Source organism: Pedobacter sp., assembly GCF_041645105.1.
Classification (GTDB): Bacteria; Bacteroidota; Bacteroidia; order Sphingobacteriales; family Sphingobacteriaceae; genus Pedobacter.
This window is the reverse complement of record NZ_JBAZQQ010000001.1, coordinates 801300-820666: the sequence shown is the minus strand read 5'-3', so window position 1 is coordinate 820666 and position 19367 is coordinate 801300. Positions and strand designations below refer to the sequence as shown.

Annotated in this window: 17 protein-coding genes; 5 read left to right on the top strand and 12 right to left on the bottom strand. The window is 37.2% G+C overall.

Annotated features, from left to right (window positions below):
- Positions 1-160: 160 nt before the first annotated feature.
- The 5 genes from secG to WC623_RS03365 are packed head-to-tail and all read right to left on the bottom strand — an operon-like array spanning position 161 to position 5008.
- Positions 161-511: a preprotein translocase subunit SecG gene (secG, locus tag WC623_RS03385; RefSeq protein WP_372848106.1), complete on the bottom strand. Its 351-nt coding sequence runs from the start codon at positions 509-511 to the stop codon at positions 161-163.
- Positions 512-525: 14 nt separating this feature from the next.
- Entirely contained in the window at positions 526-1665 is a 1140-nt protein-coding gene (locus WC623_RS03380) for a hypothetical protein (protein WP_372848105.1), read from the bottom strand.
- A gap of 32 nt (positions 1666-1697) precedes the next feature.
- On the bottom strand, positions 1698-2198 hold the full coding sequence (locus WC623_RS03375; protein ID WP_372848104.1) for an LptE family protein: 501 nt from the start codon (positions 2196-2198) through the stop codon (positions 1698-1700).
- A gap of 1 nt (position 2199) precedes the next feature.
- Positions 2200-3432: a sigma-54 interaction domain-containing protein gene (locus tag WC623_RS03370; RefSeq protein WP_372848103.1), complete on the bottom strand. Its 1233-nt coding sequence runs from the start codon at positions 3430-3432 to the stop codon at positions 2200-2202.
- A 22-nt stretch (positions 3433-3454) separates the two neighbouring features.
- The gene (locus WC623_RS03365) at positions 3455-5008 is read right to left on the bottom strand and encodes a MiaB/RimO family radical SAM methylthiotransferase (protein ID WP_372848102.1); all 1554 of its coding nucleotides are present in this window, start codon (positions 5006-5008) and stop codon (positions 3455-3457) included.
- Between the two features lie 228 nt (positions 5009-5236).
- Here WC623_RS03365 and WC623_RS03360 point away from each other — a divergent pair, with 228 nt between their 5' ends.
- Positions 5237-6928, top strand: coding sequence for a hypothetical protein (locus tag WC623_RS03360; RefSeq protein WP_372848101.1), 1692 nt, complete (start codon positions 5237-5239; stop codon positions 6926-6928).
- 55 nt (positions 6929-6983) lie between these two features.
- Positions 6984-8774: a hypothetical protein gene (locus tag WC623_RS03355; protein WP_372848100.1), complete on the top strand. Its 1791-nt coding sequence runs from the start codon at positions 6984-6986 to the stop codon at positions 8772-8774.
- An 81-nt stretch (positions 8775-8855) separates the two neighbouring features.
- On the opposite strand, the gene WC623_RS03350 is transcribed toward WC623_RS03355, so the two are convergent.
- The 6 genes from WC623_RS03350 to WC623_RS03325 form a co-directional block, all read right to left on the bottom strand.
- Positions 8856-9920 carry a branched-chain amino acid aminotransferase gene (locus WC623_RS03350; protein ID WP_372848099.1) on the bottom strand — a complete coding sequence of 355 codons (1065 nt, stop codon included), beginning with the start codon at positions 9918-9920 and terminating at the stop codon, positions 8856-8858.
- Positions 9921-9993: 73 nt separating this feature from the next.
- A complete protein-coding gene (locus tag WC623_RS03345) occupies positions 9994-10779 on the bottom strand; it encodes an ATP-binding protein (RefSeq protein ID WP_372848098.1) in 786 nt (261 codons plus the stop codon).
- Positions 10754-10969, bottom strand: coding sequence for an AAA family ATPase (locus WC623_RS03340; protein ID WP_372848097.1), 216 nt, complete (start codon positions 10967-10969; stop codon positions 10754-10756). The genes WC623_RS03345 and WC623_RS03340 overlap by 26 nt, the downstream gene beginning before the upstream one ends.
- A gap of 188 nt (positions 10970-11157) precedes the next feature.
- Positions 11158-12114 carry a tryptophan 2,3-dioxygenase family protein gene (locus tag WC623_RS03335; protein WP_372848096.1) on the bottom strand — a complete coding sequence of 319 codons (957 nt, stop codon included), beginning with the start codon at positions 12112-12114 and terminating at the stop codon, positions 11158-11160.
- 48 nt (positions 12115-12162) lie between these two features.
- On the bottom strand, positions 12163-13461 hold the full coding sequence (locus tag WC623_RS03330; protein ID WP_372848095.1) for an HAD-IB family phosphatase: 1299 nt from the start codon (positions 13459-13461) through the stop codon (positions 12163-12165).
- Between the two features lie 153 nt (positions 13462-13614).
- A complete protein-coding gene (locus tag WC623_RS03325; RefSeq protein WP_372848094.1) occupies positions 13615-14577 on the bottom strand; it encodes an NAD-dependent epimerase/dehydratase family protein in 963 nt (320 codons plus the stop codon).
- 74 nt (positions 14578-14651) lie between these two features.
- Here WC623_RS03325 and WC623_RS03320 point away from each other — a divergent pair, with 74 nt between their 5' ends.
- From WC623_RS03320 to WC623_RS03310, 3 genes are all read left to right on the top strand, one after another.
- Positions 14652-15833: a formimidoylglutamase gene (locus WC623_RS03320; RefSeq protein WP_372848093.1), complete on the top strand. Its 1182-nt coding sequence runs from the start codon at positions 14652-14654 to the stop codon at positions 15831-15833.
- Between the two features lie 89 nt (positions 15834-15922).
- Positions 15923-17068 carry a redoxin domain-containing protein gene (locus WC623_RS03315; protein WP_372848092.1) on the top strand — a complete coding sequence of 382 codons (1146 nt, stop codon included), beginning with the start codon at positions 15923-15925 and terminating at the stop codon, positions 17066-17068.
- Positions 17069-17464: 396 nt separating this feature from the next.
- Positions 17465-17911: a hypothetical protein gene (locus WC623_RS03310; protein WP_372848091.1), complete on the top strand. Its 447-nt coding sequence runs from the start codon at positions 17465-17467 to the stop codon at positions 17909-17911.
- Positions 17912-18004: 93 nt separating this feature from the next.
- Here the strand turns inward: WC623_RS03310 and purD are convergent, their stop codons facing one another.
- Positions 18005-19276 carry a phosphoribosylamine--glycine ligase gene (gene purD, locus WC623_RS03305; RefSeq protein WP_372848090.1) on the bottom strand — a complete coding sequence of 424 codons (1272 nt, stop codon included), beginning with the start codon at positions 19274-19276 and terminating at the stop codon, positions 18005-18007.
- Positions 19277-19367: the final 91 nt, after the last annotated feature.

Here is a 19367-nt window from a genome sequence, read left to right as displayed (position 1 = left end):
CTTTCGTACATCAGTTTTTATGCCAATACAAATATGCTTGACAAATTTGCACTGCCTTGTCAGCTATAAGATTTTAACAATGAGTTTTTGTGTCAGAGTGGCAGAACACAAAAAAGCCCGGTATAATTTATACCAGGCTTTATCTTAAACTTTAAAAGTTCTATTTCTTTGTTGTATCTGCTGCTGCAGGAGCGTTAGCAGGAGCCGTTCTACTTCCAATTGGAGAAGGTGCAACTGTTTTGTCTAAATGTTCCTGGATTTTTGATGGAGCTCCACTACCTGAAGAACCTCCAGATTTAGCAATTGTGGTGATCGATAATGAAAGCACAACAATTAATGTTAATAATACCCAGGTGCCTTTTTCAAGAACATCGCCTGTACGTTGAACGCCGAACATGTTGCTGCCCGCGCCACCACCAGTAGCTAGGCCACCGCCTTTAGGATTTTGTATTAATACAAATAAGCCTAGAGCAACGCAAACAATGATTAATAAAATAATTAAAAAAAGCATAATATGTTATATGGTTAAATTTTCTTTTCTATAGATTGGATAAGGTCGGCAAAGTAACGGCTTTTTTCTGGAAACTTCAAACTTAATTTTTCATAAGTCTCTATAGCCTTGTCGTAAAGCATTTGCTCAATATAAATTTTTGCTAGTGTCTCGGATACCAGATCATTATCATCCTCGGCACTTTTTTTAGCTTTATTCTCATTATCTATCTGCTCTGGTTTTGGCGGACTGATTTGAGGATCTTTTTTAATGAAGTTTTCAATGATCTCATCTCCCTTACTAGGATTTCTGAAGTTTTCTGTAGTGTAACCTTCTTCATCGCTATTAAAAGGACTTTGCAGATGGAATATGTGTTCTACATACTGATGCTGCAATTCACCAGGCCTTTGCATATTTGCAGGCTGTGTTTCTCCTTCTTGCTTTCCCTTTTTAGGAGAAGCATAAGGCTGGAATATTTGTTGATGTTCTTTCCTGGTTTTGGCCAGCCACCATAAGAATGTATAAGGAAGTTGATCATCATCATATTTACTGATCACAATAGGTTCTTCCTGTTTTGTAGGTTCCGGTGCTGGTGAAGCTTTGAAATCAGGATGTTCCTGATCTGGGATCACTGTCTCTGCTACAAAATTCTCCTGAAAGGCAAAGAAATCTGAAGAGACAATATTTTCAATAACCATATCATCAACCTCTTCTTTTTCTGCTGATGATCCTGGGCCGTTATCAATCTCCTGAGATTTGAAATTGTTTAAGTCAATCTCGGTGATTTCTTCGAAAACTTCCTGATCATCAGTTTCTTGTTCTGCTTGGGGCTCAAGTTGAACTTCATCTATTGCGGATACCTCAATAGGTTCGGGTTGATCGCTAGTTTGAGCCGGAGAAAGATGAACGATATTAAAATCGGTACGTGCAGATTCTTTATCACCATGTAAGAAATGATGAAGTTGCTGCCCATTGGTATATAAAGCGGCTGTTGCCAGATTGTTATTTTGTTCTGGCGACTGTAGCGTAGCTCTGGCAATTAATAAGTGTAACGGCTGAAAATAAGGATATAGCAATGCTAAATCTTTTAACACAGGAGCATTTTCCCTGGTTACACTTTCAGGCTTGGAAAGCCATTCCGCCAGTTGTTGTTTGATATCTAATTCCTGCTCCACGTTGCTAAGTTAATAATTGATCTTTAATTAGCCTACCATTGTGCAAAAGCCCTGTTAAAAATATCCTCTGTAAGCTGAGCAGTAACGTCTTTAATTAATCCTTGTTCCATAGATTGAAGACTTCCTGTTAGCTTAAATACTTTATATCTTGAAAATGTCTCTTCAAAACTCTGTTTAGGATTCAGGTTGTTCGTATATTTTACAGAAACAGAGATGGTGAGTCTGTTTGCTCCTGCTACAGGATTATTGTTATCAGTGATCGCTTCTGGTGTAACACTGTATCCCGTAATGTTTCCAGAGAAAACACCATGAGGATCATTTGCATTAATACTTAAACTGGTTTGATTACGTATCCTTGTTTTTAGTTCTTCAGTAAACTGTGAACTTAAGTATGGTACTACCAGGGGAGCATTGTTTTCAAAAACCTGTACATTGACAGTCTTCATTTCTGCAGGAATTGAAGCTCCGTTTAAGGCGATCTTACATCCGCTAAGTGCAATGGCCAACAAAAACAATATGGATAATCTTTTCATCTTAATTTAAGTTCAGTTCTTTAATTTTTCTGTATAAAGTACGTTCTGAAATACCTAATTCCTGTGCAGCAAATTTGCGTTTACCTTTATGCTTTTTTAATGCCTTTTTAATCAGATCAGACTCTTTGTCTACAAGTGAAAGAGATTCTTCTACCTCTTCTGCATCTTGTGTGTAGTTGTAATCAACTGGTGAACTCTGAGATGGATTCTTGATAGTCAGGGTAGCTTCATGTCCATCTGTCTGATCTACATCCTGATAAAGCTGATTGATATAATGCGGGTTATCAGCAATTATATGAGCTGTGTTTCCTCCACTTTGAATAATTTCGGCAACTAACTTTTTCAGTTCCATCATGTCCTTCTTCATGTCAAAAAGGACTTTATAAAGAATGTCTCGTTCTGTAAAATCTTCCTTCCCTGGATTGTTTATTGCCATAGGTAAATTGGCCGCACTTTCATTTGGGATGTAATTTAATAATGCAGAGGCACTTACATTTCTTTCTTTCTCCAGCACACAAATCTGTTCAGCTATATTCTTTAGCTGCCTTACGTTTCCTGGCCAGCTGTAATTGCTTAAGATTTGTATCGCTTCAGGCTCAAGTTGTATACCCGGACTTCTATATTTATCACTGAAGTCGGCAGAGAATTTTCTAAACAACAGATATATATCTTCTTTTCGCTCATGAAGTGCGGGTATGCGTAGTGGAACTGTGTTTAACCTATAATACAGATCTTCACGGAATTTGTTCGATTTAACCCTATTGTATACATCTACGTTTGTTGCAGCAATAATACGTACGTCGGTTTTTTGTACTTTGGATGAACCTACACGCAGGTATTCACCACTTTCAAGGATTCTTAATAAACGTGCTTGTGTACCAAGGGGCAATTCTGCAACTTCATCTAAAAAAATAGTCCCCCCATTAGCAACTTCAAAGTAGCCCTTACGGGCTTCGTGGGCACCTGTAAAGGAGCCCTTTTCATGTCCGAAAAGTTCTGAATCGATAGTTCCTTCAGGAATAGCACCACAGTTTACGGCAATGAAAGCTCCATGCTTGCGAGTACTCAATTGATGAATGATATGCGAGAAAACCTCTTTACCACTACCACTTTCTCCTGTTATTAATACAGACATATCAGTTGGTGCAACCTGTCTGGCTATATCTATCGCACGGTTTAGTAGCGGAGAGCCTCCTATAATTCCAAAGCGGTTTTTAATATCTTGTATATCCATTTAAAGTGTCTCTTTGGCTTGTTTAAGATTGTTTCTCTTCATCAACCACTCTTCCTATTAAAGTAGCAGACGTGCAACTTTCTATATAAACATACGCATATGTTCCTGGTTTTACTTTTTCTGTAACTGGAAAAACAACCATTGCATTTTCGTCATTTCTACCCCTATATTCTTTTTCAGATTTTTTAGAAAAGCCTTCGATTAATACTTTCACTGTTTTCCCAACAAATTCTTGTAAACAGGCTAAAGAGTCTTCTTGTTGCTTTTTGAAAATCTCTGCTAAGCGGCGTGCTTTTACATCCTCCGGTACATCATCCTTATACTTACGTGCAGCCAAGGTTCCAGGACGTTCTGAGTAAGAGAAAGTATATGCAAAATTATACCTGGCATAATGCATGATGCTTAACGTATCCTGATGCTCTTCCTCGGTTTCAGTACAGAAACCAGCAATAATGTCTGCAGAGATCGCACAACCTGGTATAATACGTCTAATCGCATCAATCCTGTTCATGTACCACTCACGTGTATAAGTCCGATTCATCAAGGCTAGAATCCTTGAGTTACCAGATTGCACGGGAAGATGTATATAATTGCAAATGTTGTCGTACTTTTTTATCGTATACAATACTTCATCGGTAATGTCTTTTGGGTGAGAAGTAGAAAAACGAATTCTTAATTCCGGACTAATTTCCGCAACCATGCTCAGTAATTGAGCAAAGTTTACTTCAGCATGCTCAATCCCGGCTTTTAAACGGTGGGTAGGTAGTTCGCTTTCTTTACTTAGCGCATCTAATAATGCATCACCGGTTAATGTATTGATTTCGTCTTTAAGGTCGTCTGATTTTGTTTTTTCAGTTTGAGATTGACTCCACTGGTAAGAATCAACATTTTGACCTAATAAAGTTACTTCTCTATATCCACGATCGAAAAGATCTTTTGCTTCTGCTAAGATAGAATGCGGATCACGGCTCCTTTCGCGCCCCCTTGTAAAGGGTACTACACAAAATGAGCACATGTTATCGCAGCCACGCATAATAGAAATAAAAGCAGTAATGCCATTTCCATTTAAACGAACCGGACTGATGTCTGCGTAAGTTTCCTCACGGGATAACAATACGTTAATCGCTTTATGACCGCTTTCTACCTCACTTAATAATTGTGGAAGTTCACGATAAGCATCAGGACCAACGACTACATCAACCAACTTTTCTTCTTCAAGAAATTTTGATTTCAGACGTTCAGCCATACAACCTAGTACGCCTACAATCAATTTAGGGTTCCTGCGTTTTTCAGCACCGAATTGCGACAGCCTGTTACGTACGCGCTGCTCTGCATTTTCACGAATAGAGCAGGTGTTTATAAATACGACATCAGCCTCTTTATAGTCACCGGTAGTTTCAAAGCCTTGATCTAATAAAATAGAAGCGACAATCTCACTATCAGCAAAATTCATCTGGCAACCATAGCTTTCAATATACAGTTTCCTTCCATTACGCACTAAAGGTGCATCTATAACCAAAGCTTCTCCCTGGCGTTCTTCATCGTGTGTTTTATCTGTAAGCTGTAAATCAATCATAAATGGTTAACATTATTATGGGCATCAAAAATACAGAATTTAATTTAAAAATGACAGATTGGCAGTAATGGAAATGCCACAAAACATTTTTGTGGCGTCGAAATTGTTAGAACTGGTTATATGCATTGGTTTTTTTACAAAAATGGCTCGGGGAAGTATAGACCTAAAAAGTGGGTAATTGTACTTCTAATATTGATTTTTATCAGTTCTGTAGGGTTTTTATTACTTATGTTAAGATGGAAACCGATGATCTCTCAAAAACTTAAAGATGGAGTGTATAATCGCTCTTTTCATCTTTATAAACTCGATTTTGAAGACATTAGTATGAATGTCCTAACTGGGACTGTAGCGCTTCACGAAGTGTCCTTAATTCCAGATACTTCTGTTTATAATCAGCTTAAAGAACTAAGAGTTGCTCCAGCTAATTTGTTTCATGTAAAGCTTAAAAAACTGCAATTAAATAGGGTTGCCTTGTTGACTGCATATTTTAAAAGAGATGTAGAGATAAAGTCGATCATTATGGATAATCCATCGATCAATATGACTCATTATACTATTAAGAAACCTCCTGTTGAGATCAATGAAGATAAAACGCTATATGAGCTTATTTCTAACAGGGTCAAATCTATTGATGTTAAGGCCATCAAAATCATTAATGCAGATTTCGATTATATTAATGGAGATAATGGAAGGAAAATGCATGGTGTTAAAAATTTAAGTATAAACGTTAATGAGTTCCGATTGGATTCAGTTTCTCAGTTTGATACCACAAGATTCTATTATGCAAAGGATATAGGAATGAAACTGATAGGGTATAAATCATTAAGTAAAGATAAAATGTATACCATTAAAGTTGATACAATCAGCGGTTCCGCACTGCGTAAAGGTGTCGATATTAAGGGACTCCAAATGATTCCAATGCATCCGGATCTTACTTTCACGCGTAAATATCGTTATGGAAAGGACCGTTATGACCTCAAGTTTAATACAATCAGTTTGGAGGGTGTGAACTTTTCTCTACTAAATGCAGAAGGAAAACTACAGGCAGATTCTTTGAAAATAGGGCCAGCAACAGTAAATATTTTTGTTAATCGAGAGTTGCCTCCTCCTCCGGGTTTAGACAAAGTAAAGAACTTTCCTCACGTCGCGTTAAAACGTTTAACTATCCCAACTATTATTAATGTTGTGGAATTAAAGAATATTGACCTTGCCTATACAGAATATAACCCCATTAGTCAGAAAAGAGGAACAGTATATTTTCAGAATCTAAGTGGAGAGATTGCTAATGTTACCAATGATACCCTGGCACTTGCTAAGAATAATCATGCGGTAGCAAATCTTACTGCTCTAGTGATGAAAACAAGCCGTATAAATGTACAGATAGATTTTAATCTTACGGATAAGAATGCTGCATTTAGCTATAATGGGAATGTAGCACCAATGAATTTGCAGGTTTTAAGTCCTATGGCACAAAATATGGGCCTTGTCGGTATAGAAAGTGGGAAAATGCAGAAAGCCGATTTCAATATACGTGCTAATGCAAAAGGCTCTTCTGGTACAGTTCATTTTTACTATACTGATCTTAAAATCAACTTGCTGAAAGAAGGGGAATTGGGAATGCCACCAAAAAAGAAAGGTTTTTTGTCCTTCCTGGCTAACAAGGTGCTGATAAAAGATGCAAATCCCAGCAAGGATGAACCTGCACGAACGGCAAATATTACCTTTGAAAGAACTCCGGCAGCATCTTTCTTTAACATGATGTGGAAAAGCATTTTTATCGGAATGCGTGAAACGGTAGGCCTCGCAGTCGTTCCTGTTAAAACACCTGAACAGGCCATGGAGAAAATTAAGGAGAAGAAGGAAGAGAGATTAGAACAAAGAAAAAAGAGTAAAGAAAAGGAAGCAAAGATTAAAGATTAAGCGCCTTGTCTCTTCCCGCTAAATATGTATATTAGGCTAAACGACTTACTTGCTTATGGCCGTAGAAGCTGGAAAGAAATATATGATCTTAAGATGGTTTGCTGCTTCTTTGCTGTTCGTAGCGTTATTGCTAACAGCTTTTACATTGTATTTGGGAGCTAAACTTAAACCTATTTTTACATCCAAGATAAAGGAGTTGGTTCTGGAAACAACAGATAGCCTTTATCGAATAGAGTTTTCGGGGGTTAATGTCAATGCACTTACTGGAATATCATCATTAACGGATGTTACAATTATGCCGGATACTGCGGTTTACCATCGCATGATTACCACCAGAAAAGCACCTAATAATCTGTATCATATAAAACTTAAAAAACTGGCTATCCGCAATTTCCATCCCTGGCGTTTATGGAGGGATAAACGGTTAAATATTGACCTTCTGTTGTTTGATAACCCATATGTTGAAATGGTGAACAGGCAATTTGATTTTAATGATCAAAAACTCCCTCAACCTAAGCAATCTCCTTATGATTACATTTCAAAATATCTTAAAGAACTGCGTATTCAAACTGTAGATTTTAAGAATGCAAGTTTTAAATACGTTAATAATAATGGTGAAAAACCTGAAATTGATGCTATTGAAAATTTAAATGTAACGCTTAAGGATTGGCTTATAGATGCTAATTCTGCTAAGGATGAGAGTAGGATTTATCTCCTAAAAGATGTGGTCATCAACCTGAATAATTATAGTTATTCAACTCCCGATAGCTTATACTACATTAAATTTAACCAACTTGATTTCGCTTCTTCTTCCGGGATATTAAATGTTAAAAACTTTAATGTAGAGCCGCGTTATTCAGAGCGCGAGTTTGGAAGTGATTTGGGGTACGCGAAAGATCGGTATAACATGCAGATCAGTGATATTGGTTTTACAGGAATTAATTTACCTCTGTATATATTAAAACACGAATTGTTTGCTAAAGAAATGAATATTGCAAATGGGTCTCTGGCAGTAGTAAATAACAATACGTTACCTAGAAAAGTAGAGATCAAAAAGGGGCAATTTCCGCATCAATTACTTCAAAGAGCTCAGGATAAACTAAGTATAGAAAAGCTGAACATAAAGAATGTTGACATAAGTTACGCGGAGTTTGATAAGGATGGACAAAATAAGGGTATTGTTACTTTTGAACGAACCTGGGGAACAATTTCTAATGTAACCAACGACGAGAAGATTAAAGCCAAAAATCACTTTATGGAAGCTAATCTGAGCTCTTCACTAATGGGATCGGGTAAATTGAATGTGGATCTCAAGTTTGATCTTACTGCAAAGAATGGTGATTTTTCTTATTCCGGAAGCTTAAATAATATGGAGGGAAAAGCGCTAAATCGTATTACCAGGCCTCTTGGATTAGTGAAGTTTAATAGTGGATATATTAATAAACTGGAGTTTGATATTCAGGCTAATGACCATTTGGCGAAAGGGGAAGTGACCTTTGCTTATAAGGACCTTTCTGTGTCGCTATTAAAGAAAGCAAAAGGGGAGGGCCGACTTGTAAAACAAGGGTTGATGTCTTTTCTTGCAAATGCATTAATCATCAGGTCTGATAATCCTGATGCTAATGGAGTATTGATTAAAGCTCCGGTTATGCACGAGCGCATAGAAACAGCTTCTTTTTTTAATTTTATCTGGAAAACGCTACTTCAGGGAGTAAAATATAGTGTAGGACTTACTCCACAAAAGGAAAAAGAGATAAAAGCTAAGATAGCTAGCTTTGAAAAGAGAAAAGCGGATAGGCAAGAGCGTATTAAGAGGAGGGAGCAACGTCTTAGGAAAAGGGATTAACGAAATAAAGGATAAGGATTAAAATAAAATAGGCGCCATTATTCAAAGGCGCCTATATATTCTTTATTTGTAATCTATAGATTACAAAACCCAATTCCAGCCAAACTCGTCTGGAATTAATCCGTAACGGATGTCGTTAAGGGTTTTAGCAATTCCTGCAGAGATAGTGCGTGTTGAAGGATCAGTTAGCGTATAAACTTTACCCTGGTAACCAATCTGTCCAATAGGTGTAACGGTTGCTGCTGTTCCTGCTGCAAAAGCATCAGTAAGGCTTCCATTTTCAATACCTTCAATGATCTCTTTTACACTTATACGTCTTTCCTCAACTTCAATACCTGCTTTTTTAGCCAATTGAATAATTGTATCACGGGTTACACCATCTAAAACAGTACTTCTAACTGAAGGAGTTACCAATTTACCATTGATCACAAAGATCAGGTTAGCTGTTCCAGCTTCTTCAATATATTCATGAGATGCAGCATCAGTCCAGATCAATTGATCAAAACCTTCTTTTTGAGCTTCAGCAAATGGGAATAAGGAACGTGCATAGTTTCCAGCAGTTTTGGCATAACCAACACCACCATCATCTGCACGTGTATATTCTGTTTCAATTTTAACTTTTAATGCTTTGCTGTAATATGGACCAGTAGGTGTAGTTAACAAAGCAAAGATATATTTATCAGAAGGCTTAACCCCTAGATAAGGGTCGGTTGCAAACATTACCGGACGAATGTATAAAGAATAATCTTCTTGTGCAGGAACCCATTTTTCATCAATATCGATCAATGCTGCAATACCTTGCATAAAGATTTCTTTAGGAATAGCTGGCATAGACATACGTGCGGCCGACTTATTGAAACGCTCAAAGTTTTTCTCTGGTCTGAATACACTGATTTTACCATTAGCCTGACGATATCCCTTCATACCTTCAAAAATAGCTTGTCCATAATGTAACGCAGAAATAGCCGGACTCATTGGGATTGGACCATAAGGCAGGACCTGTAGGTTTGACCACTGGCCGTTATCATATTCCGCAATAAACATATGGTCAGAAAATACCTTCCCAAAAGGCAACTGAGAAAAATCAGTTACTGTAAGTCTGCTGTTTTCAGCTTTTGTGATCGTTATATCAAGTGTATCATTCATTGTAGTAGTAATTACTTATTGCAAATTTAACAAAAATTGCCTTCACAGTGGTCATTATTAGTGAGATATTTATTCATTTGTTAATGAATAAAGCCGCCCATATGTAGCCATCAAAAAGTTTAACCGGGTGTCGGCCTATTACATTACACTTTTTGATATCAAGGTTCTCAGCTAAAAGTACTGTATTTCTTAAGTCGGCTTCATCTGCGGTTTCTTTTACCTCAAAACATCTTTCCTGATCCAGGATGAAATCAATTTCTTTTCCAGTTTTCAACTGATAATAGTTAATAGCTCCCTTGTGGTGTAGCTGGTTAAAAATGGCGTTTTCAAAAAGGGCACCACTGCCTGCTTCACCAGAAATTGAGGCAATCCCATTATCTAGAAAATATATCTTTTTTGCCTTGGTGATTTCTCTGTCTGGGCTTTTTGACAATACAGGTATAGTGCGGATTAAGTAACTTTGTTCCAATAAATCCATGTAGTTCTCTACAGTATATCTGGATATACCTGTTAAGCTGGTTAACTTAGATATATCTAGTTTTGTGCCTATTCGTATTGATAATAGTTTTATTAACTTGTACAGATTGGTGGGATTTCTGATATCGGAGAGCAGAGCTATATCAAAATTGATGTAGCTACTGATGATATCCTGTATCATGTCTTTCTTTTCATTAATAGAGTTTGATAAGACAACCTCAGGAAATCCCCCGTAATTGATATAGGTTTCATAATAACCTTTTAGCCTCTCATACTCTGTCCGCACAAATTTTTCTGCACTATTTAATGTAATCTTTGTCTCCAGAACCCCATTGAATGAAAGTAATTCAGTAAAACTAAGTGGGTAAATATTGGATTTCATCAATAACAATTAATACCTTTTCAGTGAAATTTGCACCCCGTTGAGTTAGAGAATAGATGATGGTCTCATAGTTGATCTCCGAAAACAAAAGACGATTATCCATTCGTTCTAAGTCAAAATAATATTTTTGAGCTATTGACGATTCCATCATCAATTGTTTTACCAATGTGGTTTTTCCCGTACGTCTCATTCCCGTTAAAACAGTGATCTGTTTTTTGTCGAGATGGGCATAAAGAGAAGGATAAACGCTCCTTTTGTGAAAATTCCTAGTACTATTTTGTAAATGATTTGCAAATATAGTAACACTATTTTATAAATGTATTTTGAAAATAGTATTACTATTTATGTTTTTTATTTGTAAAATAGTATAAATTGTTGTTAGCGAAGTTCCTTTAAAACACTAAGCACCCAGCCCTTGCCCCATTCTTCCATTTGCTCTTCAGTCCACAAAAACGGATAGAAAATTCTTTTTTGAAAGCGCGGAGGCAAGTATTTTTGCCAGTTGGTACCACCGGTTGCTGCAATATCAACAGGATCGCGCTCCAAATACCTGACTGCAGATTTATAATGCGATAATGGCCATTCCACGTTTACAAATAAATCAAGCTTTCTCAGTTCCTCGGCCAGGGCAGTTACATCATACCCCTCACCATGAAATTTATGGTAAAGTGCACTAAAATTACTTTGCTGCCTGTCCTTTATAAGTTGTAAAAACTGAGCTGCGTATTTATTGATAAACTGTTTTAGTGTAAGCGTTTGTTTACCGGTTGCTAATTCTGTAGCACCAAATTTCCAGTATATGTATTCAAACTGTTCTTCAATTGTAGCATTTGCCAGCTCTTCTCTTTTGCTCTTATCTATTAATCGGCTAAAATCTGAGGCAGAAATTTCAATCATCCGATATTGACCAGACTGAAAGCCACTTGCTGGTAATAAAGACATACGGAATTTCAGAAATTGATCCTTTTCCATTCCATCAACCATGACTTCAAAAGAAGTCGTTAATGCATTAAAGTAAGCATTAATGCGTTTTACTCTTGTAGTAAAAAACTCAACAGTTAAATCTGGATGTTCTGCTACCTGTTTAAACTCATGTAAGGAAAGCTTAAAGTAAAGCTCCGTAATCTGATGGTACATGATAAAGATCTCTTCATCTGGGAAGGGAGTCTTTGGATTTTGCAGACTTAATAAGGTATCGAGGTGGATATAATCCCAATAAGTTAAAAAATCTGCATATAATAAACCGTCCAGGTAAGATGCCATATCCTGCCCCATGGCAGCATACTTTTCCTGTAGCTTATCCAGTTTTTCTTTAATCTGTGGTGTAAGTTCCATTTAATAAGTTAGTTTACCACAAATGTAAGGAATGGATGGCTTACCCTGTTAATACAGTACCCTGAATTTTATAGTATGTTCAATCTTCTTTAAGAATTTAAACAATTGCTTATCGTATTCCGTGTTGATGTCAGTAATTACATAACCAATGCTCGAATTGGTCATCAGGAACTGACCAACAATATTAATATCGTGATAAGCAAAAGCGGTATTGATTTTCGCCATAATCCCAGGTACGTTTTTATGGATGTGGATCAGCCTGTGTGACTTATCTATTCTCGGCAATTGCAGATTCGGGAAATTACTACTCAAATGTGTGGTGCCAGTATTCATGAAGTCGATTATCCTTTTAGGAATAAACATATTGTTATGTGGGTTACCTTTAGGGTCATCAAAAACCACAATTCCCTGTTCGGTACACTTCTGCAGATCGATCTTGTTTTTTGAATTTCCAAGATAACCAATCGTCTTTAATGTAACAGCTCTTTCTAATTGGTTTTTTGTTATTTTTTCTCCATCAGCAAGTAACATCATATGTACATCCGCAACATATTTCTCTTCGAAGCTGGTCTTATGACGGATAGAAAAACCATCTTTCTTCAATAGCTCAATACTTTTAGGATCTACTTCACCGATAATCAAGCATAAAATCCTGTTTTTGGGGTAGGAGATAGCTCTAGGCAGATTATTAACATATAAGAACTCATCAAAACTCGGAGTAACGTGATCTGCTCTTTCAACGATGCTTTCTCTGGAAATATTTTCAGTAAAAGCATAGAATTTTTTAATTAAGCCACTCTCACGAAGCTGAAAATCAGAGTAACCATCACCAATGCCGTACAAATCGCCTTCAAGGTTCATTTGCTGCATTAGTTTTACTTTTCCACCCTCTTCACTTAAAGGATTGGAATGGTCATAATCTATAATTTTTCCATCTCCAGTAGTTACAAAAGTATTGGCATAAATGTTCTCTTTTTTAATGTGATACTGACTTACAACCGGGGTAATAAACTCTTTAAAACCACCAGAAACAATGAGTACTTCGTCAGCATGTTTTTTAAAGAACTCAGCATTACGTGAAAATGAAGCAGATACTTTCTTTTTAAGTACTTTGATCAGTTGTTTCAAATGATCTTCTGTAGCTTCCAGCAGCTTTACCCTTTGTGCCAAACTTTCACCAAATGAAAGCTTTCCTTCCATTGCAAGATTGGTGTAGTCTTCAATTTTTTGAAAAATAGCGTCCTTTTCAGGATGCTTACTTAGAGAGATTCTTGCAAGCTCATCTAAAGCTTCAACTTGGGTAAATGTACTGTCAAAATCTATGATGTAAAAATTCTTCTGCTTCATCCTTTAAGGAGTAATGGTATTAGGTGGTTATATGGTGCTAATAATTGCCTCAAAGATAGGAAACGATTATGGTTTTTTGCCAAAATTGGAAGAAAATGAATAAAACGCTGATACTTTCGTAAGAATTAATGAAAAATGTAATTCAGATGGAAATTAAGAATGCTGTTTACAAATCTCTTCTATACTTTGTTTTAGCGGTTTGAAATTTATACCAATGGTTTTTTTAATCTTTTCATTGCTGTAGAGACTTTCATTTAGGCTGCTTCTGGCTGCATCACTGGTTAGTGAGGCTGGTTTTCCTGTAAATAAGGAGCCTAGTTTAGCAGCTCTCCAGGCAATGTTTAACATCCATGGTTTTGCTTCTTTAGATGGAGCTTTAACACCATACCCTGCAGCAATTTCTCCGAAAAATTGTTTGTAATGGTAATTTTCTGAAGAGATGGTAAAACGTTCAGCGGTTTCATTACTGTTCATTAAAGCAATCATGCATTTGGCAACATCTGTGACATCAACAATTCCTGTTGCACCTCTTGTATAATAAGAAAGGCCATCTTTTACCAGTTTGAAGATCGCGCCGCTACCTTCAAAACCCGCTCCTTTGCCAATAATTACACTCGGATTTACAATAACGGCATCAAGTCCTTCGGATATCCCCCTCCAGACTTCCATTTCGCCTTCATATTTAGAAATTGCATAAGAATGAGCTTTAGCGTCATACTCCCAGAAATCCGCTTCGGTAATTAATGCACCTTTTTTAGCATTACCTAAAGCGGCAACAGAGCTAACGTGCAGTAACCGGACATTCAATTCCTGGCACAAATTCACAATATTGCTGGTTCCTTCAATATTAATCTTAAGCAACTTTGCTTTGTCTTTTGGGTTAAAAGAAACAAGGGCGGCACAATGGTATACCTGGTCTACACCATCGAATGCTTCTTCAAGATCAGATAGATCATTAATGTCGGCAATTGCCCATTCAATCAGCTGGTTGTCCTTAAGTAAATCAGGAATAACAGACTGTTTACGCTTCAATGCTTTGAGCTTTATGCCTTGGGCAGTTAACTGATGAATAAGCTCAGCTCCTAAAAACCCAGTGGCACCGGTAACCAATATCATTTCACTTTTTTTAGGATGTTCATTAATATATGCGCCCAAAAATAGATATTTGATGGCATACATTATATTACAATATGTCTTTATCAGATTTTTTTTCTCCCGTAAACCCCGATGATTTTACACCAAAACAGGGATTCTATACCAGTCAGCTAGGTTTAAAGGTTGGATTCTTTACCGATAAATTCCCTGATCTGGAGGGAAAAGAATACGATATTGCCATTTTTGGGGTACAAGATGATCGTGCCGCAGTAAATAATGAAGGCTGTGCGCTTGCCCCGGACTATTTTAGAGCACAATTTTATAGCTTGAATGAGGGAGCATTTACTACCCGCATAATCGATTTGGGAAACATTAAAGCAGGAGCTTCCATCTCTGATACTTATATCGCGCTAAAGATGGTTGTTTCTGAACTGATCAAATTAGATATTGTACCGATTATTATAGGCGGGGGACAAGACCTGACCTATGCGCAGTATCTTGCTTATGAGAGCCTGGAGCAAAAGGTAGATCTGGTAGTAGTCGACAGTAAGTTTGATCTTGATGAAGAAGATCAGGATGGTCTTGCAGCCAAATCAGATACTTATCTGAACAAAATACTTTTACATCAACCAAATTATCTGTTCAATTTTAGCAATATTGGTTATCAGACTTACTTTGTGAATCAAGATAGCTTAAAGGTGATGAGCAAGCTTTATTTTGATGTTCACCGTCTGGGAGAATTTTCTAATGATATTACCATTACTGAACCTATAATCCGTAATGCAAGTATGATCAGTTTCGATATGGGGGCTATACGTTCATCTGATGCAGGAGCCAATGCTAATGCCAGTCCTAATGGCTTTTATGGGGAACAGGCCTGTGCTATTGCCCGTTATGCTGGGATGAGTGATAAGTTAACTTCCATTGGTTTTTATGAGTTTAACCCTGCTTTTGATCAGAATGGACAGACTGCAATGCTTCTTGCACAAATGGTCTGGTATTTTGTGGATGGATATTATAACCGTAAAAAGGATTTTCCGTTAACGCCGAAATCTCATTACATAATTTATAGGGCAAGCCTGAACGATGGATCAGGGGAAATGCTTTTTGTCAAAAGTAAAAAATCTGATCGCTGGTGGATGCAGGTGCCATATCCGACAGGAATGTCTAAAAATGAACGCTTTCATCTTGTGCCTTGTCGTTACGACGATTATACCACTGCTGTGAATGGTGAAATGCCTGATCTTTGGTGGCGAACCTTCCAAAAGCTACTATAATATTACAATAAACTATGCGTTATATTTTAGGTCTATTCTTTACATTTGAACTTAGAATAACCAAACTTATTATTTCAAAAAAGAATACTATGAAGAAGATCGCATTGATCGCCGCTTGTTTATTGCCTGTTGCCGTAATGGCTCAAGGCCAAGGAAAATTCACCGTCAACGGTAAGGTTGGCAACTTAGGTTCGCCTGCAAAAGCATATTTGGCTTATGGCCCAAGAGCCAGCCAGGTTATCGATTCAGTAAATATTGTTGGAGGTAAATTTGCTTTTACCGGTTCAGTAGCTGGAGTAACACAGGCCTCAATTAGGATTAAACATGATTCAGCTCCTGCACAACGTGGTGTAGCGACTGATGCGATCATGCTTTACCTGGAGCCAGGTGCAATACAAGTTGTATCTACTAAGGATTCTGTAAAATATGCAACTATATCTGGTTCAAAAGTAAATGATGATAATGCAAAATATAAAGCATTAACTAAGTCGGCCAGCGAAAAAAATATGGCGTTAATGAATGAGTATTATAGCAAAACACCAGAACAACGCAAGGATGAGGCTTATATGAAGACTGTTTATAGTCGTGATGAAGCTATCAGAAAAGAAATGGATGCGCTGAACAAACAGTTTTATGCTGCTAACTTAAATTCTTATGTAGGTTTAGTAGCTTATAAACAAACTATGGATATTGATGCTGATCTTAAGGGAACAGAAGCAGAATTCAATAAGTTTTCTGCTGCAGTAAAAGCATCTGATCTGGGTAAAAGTATTGCTCAGGAAATTGCTTCTGCACAAAAAACAGGTGTAGGTCAAATGGCTATGGATTTCACACAGAATGATGTGAATGATAAACCGGTTAAATTATCTGATTTCCGTGGAAAGTATGTATTGCTTGACTTCTGGGCTTCATGGTGTGGTCCATGTCGTGCTGAAAACCCTAACGTAGTAAAAGCTTTTAATGCTTTTAAAGATAAAAACTTTACTGTTCTAGGGGTTTCATTGGATAATCCTGGTAAGAAACAAAATTGGTTAGATGCTATTGAAAAAGATGGTTTAACCTGGACACAACTATCTGATTTGAAAGGTTGGGATAATGCAGCTTCAAAAATGTACGGTGTACGTGGTATTCCTGCAAACTTCCTAATTGATCCATCAGGTAAAATCATCGCTAAAAATATTAGAGGTGAGCAATTGCAAACAAAACTTGCAGAGATTCTAGGAAAGGGAAAATAAGCATTTTCCTTTCACAAATGTAAAAAAGGGCGAATAGCTCGGGTTTTCCGGGCTATTCGCCCTTTTTTGTTGATTTACTAATGTATTATTTAAAGGAATGAATACAGGATAACTACAAGATAATCACTATCTAACTACTAGGTTGCGCTACCCTTGAGCTACCCTTGCGATAGGGTTAAACTACCTTAGGGGTATCTCAACGGTAGCGTAACGGTAGTTCAAGGGTAGCGCAACCCTGTATTCATCCTGTAATTATATACTTATCATCTTGTAATTATTTCAAGGTCTGGTAGGTTTTATAACACTTTCTTGTGTAGTTTGCTTTGTTCTATGCTTAATGTAGTTTTGGTTTTGAGATTGATAATCTTTAAATTGCGCAGGTAGAAAGACAAGATTATGAGAAGATATATTTTAGTTGTAGCGTTGTTGTTAGCTGTTAATTTGCATGGAAAAGCACAGCAACCAAAGATGCCTACAGCTCAGGAGATGACTGTTAAGAATGTAGACGAGTTGGAAAAGAGACTGAAATTAACTCCAACTCAGAAAAGTGTAATTTATAATTACGTATTCGATATGTCTAAGCAGCAATTGGAGCTAATTAAAAGGCAACAAGCCGGTACATCAAAGGAAGATGACGTAACTAAGTTCTATAAGCTTCAGAATGATACAAATGATAACATCAGGACAATCTTAAAAGGAGATCAGTTACCAGAGTTTGAAAAGGTATTAGAAGATCGCTTGAATGGTGGTAATACTAAGAAAAAGAAGAAAAAAGGTAAGAAAGGAAAAGAAGAGGAAGAAGAAGTGGTTACAGGGATTTCCGGATTGAAATTGAAACCTTAATTTTATTCTGTCTTTTAAAGATATAGAATAGCATAAACTTAAAAGGGTCTAAACAATTAGCTTAGACCCTTTTCTTATTTAAGATACCCTGTTTTATACCAGGTCAAATCCGATATCTTCTCTAAAGTATTTACCGTCGAAATAAATGCGGGCTGCGTCAGCTGTTGCTGATTGTAAGGCTTCGAATTGACTATCCTGCAAGCTTGATATCGCTAAAACACGTCCGCCATTAGTTTTCACTACGCCTCCTTCAAGTGCTGTTCCAGCATGGAATACATGAGACTGACGTACATTTTCAATTCCACTGATCGCTTTCCCTTTTTCGTAATCACCTGGGTATCCACCGGCAACTATCATTACTGTTGCTGCATTTTTAGGGCTGATGTTTAATTTATAGTCTTTCAGTTTTCTCTTCGCCGTAGCCATGAATAGTTCTACAAGATCATTTTCAATTCTCAACATCACGCTTTCCGTTTCCGGATCACCCATGCGGCAATTGTATTCTATAATCATTGGTTTGTCGCCAACTTTAAATAAACCGAAAAATATAAAGCCCGTATAATCAATTTTGTCCTTTTTAAGACCATTAATTGTTGGTTTGATGATGCTTTCTTCTACAGCATCAAGGAACTTTTTGTCGGCAAATGGAACTGGAGAAACAGAACCCATACCTCCTGTATTTAAACCAGTGTCAGCCTGACCAATCTTTTTATAATCTTTTGCTTCTGGTAAAATTACATAGTTGTCGCCATCAGTAAGTACAAATACCGAGAGCTCAATTCCTGTTAGATATTCTTCTATTACAACAAGTGAGCCTGCTGTACCAAATTTACCTCCAAGCATCAATTGCAATTCGTCTTTAGCCTCAGCTACAGTCTGACAAATAACTACGCCTTTACCAGCGGCTAATCCATCTGCTTTCAATACGATTGGTAAACTATGGTTCTCCAGGTAAGCCAGCCCTTGCTGCAAAGTTTCGTTGGTAAACGATTCGGATGCAGGTGTAGGGATGCCATGGCGTGCCATAAATTGTTTAGAGAAATCTTTACTACCTTCCAGAATGGCGCCTTCTTTTTTCGGGCCTATTACGGGGATTTTTGACAGCTCATCATCATTGATAAAGAAATCGTGAATTCCATTTACAAGAGGCTCTTCAGGACCAACAACTACCAGGTCTATGTTTTCTTTAAGGACCAGCGCTTTTACAGCATCGAAGTTATTGGGATTAATGTTTATGTTTTTACCATAAGCATTTGTGCCGCCATTACCTGGTGCGATAAACAGTTGTGAGCATTGCGAAGACTGGCTGATCTTCCAGGCAAAAGCACTTTCTCTGCCGCCGGAACCTAATAATAAGATATTCATCTATGTCTGATTTGTTGTTTTAATTGTGATGCAACGTGTATCGACAGCAAATATACCGCTTTAGCTAAATTATTACAGTTTATTTCAAATA